The 3,592-nt window shown below is 74.4% G+C and carries 2 protein-coding genes; both read left to right on the forward strand.

What is annotated here, in order from left to right:
* The first annotated feature begins 149 nt into the window (after positions 1–149).
* On the forward strand, positions 150–1,799 hold the full coding sequence (locus AB0J52_RS32200) for an AMP-binding protein (RefSeq protein WP_500186587.1): 1,650 nt from the start codon (positions 150–152) through the stop codon (positions 1,797–1,799).
* Positions 1,800–1,973: 174 nt separating this feature from the next.
* Positions 1,974–3,592 (forward strand): alpha/beta fold hydrolase (locus AB0J52_RS32205; RefSeq protein ID WP_500186588.1); only part of this gene is annotated, 1,619 nt, incomplete at its 3' end.

A 3,592-nucleotide genomic window follows, 5' to 3' on the forward strand; every position in this document is an offset into this window, starting at 1 on the left:
GCCGAGCAACCCGGCGGGGACGTGGCGCGGCCCTCGCCGCCGGTTCGCGCGCGGGCGGCCCGCGCCTGTTGACGCGGCGGCCGGACGCTGGTGAAGTTACCCACGAGTCACGGGCGTGACCGGGAGAAAAGGGCATAAGGGGAACACCGATGGCATCCGCACTGCGGGACTGGCTGGACAAGCCGAACGCCGACCGCGGCGTCAGCCTGGCCACCGACGACGGCGGCTGGGACCGGCGCGACTACGGCCTGCTGGCCTCCGCCGCGCGGCGCACCGCGGGCGCGCTGATCGAGGCGGGCGTCCGCCCCGGCGACGTGGTCTGCGTCGTGCTGCCGACCGACTTCACCTGCGTGGAGACCTACTTCGGGGTGTGGGCGGCCGGGGCGACGGTCTGCCTGGTCACCCCGCCGCTGTTCCAGGACGGCGACGACTACGTCGCGCACGTCGCCGCGATCCTGCGGCAGGCGCGGCCCGCGCTGACCATCGCGTCCGCGGACCTGGCCCCGCTCGCCGCCCGCGCCATGGCGGACGCCGGGATCGAGGGCGAGCCGTGGCTGCCCCGCCAGGCCGAGCGGGAGGCGGACGTCCAGCCCGCCGGGGAGCTCGCCATCCTGCAGTTCACCTCCGGGTCGTCCGGCGAGCCGCGCGGCGTCATGGTCACCTGGGACAACCTGGAGGCCAACTGCGAGCTGATCGCGCGCACCGCCGGGTTCCGGGACGGCGACCAGGTCGCGTCCTGGCTGCCGCTGTACCACGACATGGGCCTGATCGGCTGCTTCCTGACCCCGATCGCGCTGCAGTCGGACCTGAACCTGATGCGGCCGGACCACTTCATCCGCGACCCCGCGCGCTGGCTCCGCTGCTTCGCGACCGCGACGCACACCGCCGCGCCGCCGTTCGCCTACGCCTACTGCGCGCGCCGGGTGAAGCCCGAGCAGCTCGAAGGGCTGGACGTGTCCGGGTGGCGGATGGCGCTGATCGGCGCCGAGCCGATCGACCCGCACTCGCTGGAGGTCTTCGCCGAGCTGCTGGAGCCGTTCGGGTTCCACCGGGAGGCGTTCCGGGCCGCCTACGGCATGGCGGAGACGACGCTGCTGGTCACCATGGACCACCAGTGGCGGCTGCCGCTGGCCGTCCGTCCCGACCCGGCGTCGCTGGCGTTCGGGCGGCCGGTGCGGATCCTGGAGCGGCAGGAGCTCGGCGAGGCGTCCAGGGGCGCGAAGGCGGGCTGGATCGTCGCCTGCGGCACCCCCGAGGAGGACGTCCCGGTCCGCATCGTGGACGACGAGGGGCGGGAGCTGGCCGAGGGGCTGCTCGGCGAGATCGTCGTCGGCGGCGCGTCCGCCTGCCCGGGGTACTACGCGGGCGCCGAGGGCAAGTCCACGCGCTTCGCGGACGGCCGGGTCTTCACCGGGGACGCCGGGTTCTTCCACGAGGGACGGCTGTTCGTCCTCGGGCGCATGGGCGACAGCATCAAGGTGCGCGGACGCTCGGTCTACGTCGAGGACCTGGAGGCCCGCATCGCCGAGGTCACCCGCCTCGGCAAGGGGCGCATCACCGTCACGGCCGTGCCGGGCGCGGGCCAGAAGGGCCTGGCGCTGTTCGCGGAGACGGCCGACGACGCGTGGGCGCCCGACGTCCGCGAGATGCTGCGGCGCCGGGTCGGTGAGGACGTCGAGGTCACGATCGTCGTCGGGTCCGGGCTGATCCAGCGGACCTCCAGCGGCAAGCCGCGCCGCCGCTACATGTGGGAGCAGTTCCAGGCCGGCCGCATGCCGGGCGCCCGCCTGGCCGGATAGCGAGGTTCCGTCCGCCGGGCGGGCGGCCACGCCCCCCCGCCCGGCGGAGCGGACGAGTGTGATCTCCGCCGTATTCGTCCGCTGTCAACGACAAGATCACTACTTGGCATGCGCGCTTGTTGATAAGAATGTCGATAGTGCTGCACATGGCGTGACCCCGGCGGAAGGTCGACGATGTCCCCTGGTGCGAGGTCCCTGCTCCGGCTCGGCGCGCGGCTGGGGGCGACCGCGCAGAACGCCCTGGAGGTGGCGCGGTTCGGCGGCCTCGCCACCGACGAGGACGCCTCGCCCAGCGAGATCGTCGCGCAGCGCCGCACCTACCGTCTCCGCCACTATTACCCCACCGCGGGGGAAGGCGGCCGGGACGACGACAAGCGGCCGGTGATGCTGCTCGTCCCGCCGCTGATGATCACCGCCGAGGTGTACGACATCTCGTCCCGGGTGAGCGCGGTCGCCGAGCTGCACCGGCTCGGCGTGGACCCGTGGGTGGTCGACTTCGGCGCGCCCGAGCGCGAGCCCGGCGGGCTGGAGCGGACGATCACCGACCACGTCCTCGCGGTCAGCGACGCGGTCGACCGGGTGCGCGCCGCGACCGGCCGCGACGTGCACGTCGGCGGTTACTCGCAGGGCGGCATGTTCGTCTACCAGGCCGCGGCCTACCGGCGGAGCGAGGGCATCGAGTCGGTCGTGACGTTCGGCAGCCCGGCCGACACGTCCGTCGGGCTGCCGTTCGGGCTGCCGAGCTGGCTGGCGACCGACGCGGCGGGACGCGTCCCGGACGCGCTGCTGCGCAACATCGACATCCCCGGCTGGGTGACGCGCACCGGGTTCCAGCTGCTCAGCCCGGTCAAGTCGGTGCGCAGCCGGGTGGACTTCCTGCTCCAGCTGCACGACCGGGAGGCGCTCGCGCCGCGCGAGCGGCAGCGCCAGTTCCTGGAGCGCACCGGCTGGGTCGCCTGGCCCGGCCCGTCGCTGACCGAGTTCATCCGCCAGTTCATCCAGCACAACCGGATGCTGACCGGCGGCTTCGTCATCGACGACCGGCTGGTCACGCTCGCCGACATCACCTGCCCGGTGCTGACCTTCGTCGGCGAGGTGGACGAGATCGCGCCGCCGCCGATGGTGCGCGGCATCCGGCGGGCCGCGCCGCGCGCCGAGGTGTACGAGATGTCGCTGCGCGCCGGGCACTTCGGGCTCGTCGTCGGGACGCTCGCCATGGCGCAGACCTGGCCGACCGTCGCCGCGTGGGCCAGGTGGCGGACGGGCGCCGAGGACCTGCCGCCCGCGGTGGCGAAGGTGGACGGCGACGAGGGCGCCGCGTCGCCCGCCCCGCCCGGCGGAGCCGCCGGATACGGCCTCAACCTCGCCGTCGGGATCGGCGCGAACTCGCTGCGGTCGGCCGTCCGGACGGCCACCCGCGCCGTCCACGGCGGCCGCCTCCTCGCCCAGGAGGCCACGCAGAACCTGCCCCGGCTCGCGCGCCTGGAGCGCATCCAGCACGACACCCGCATGTCGCTGGGCCTGCTCCTGGACGAGCAGCACGACCGCGCGCCCGACGACGTCTTCTTCCTCTACCAGGGCCGCGCCTACCGGCAGGACGCCGCGAAGCGGCGCGTCGACGCCGTGGTCAAGGGCCTGATCCACATCGGCGTGCGGCAGGGCGACCCGGTGGGCGTCCTCATGCAGACGCGCCCCACCGCGCTCGCGCTCGTCGCCGCGCTGAGCAGGCTCGGCGCGGTCGCCGTGCTGCTGCGCCCGGACGGCGACCCCGCGCGCGAGGCCGCGCTCGCCGG

This window comes from Spirillospora sp. NPDC049652 (genome assembly GCF_040675125.1).
GTDB lineage: Bacteria > Actinomycetota > Actinomycetes > Streptosporangiales > Streptosporangiaceae > Spirillospora.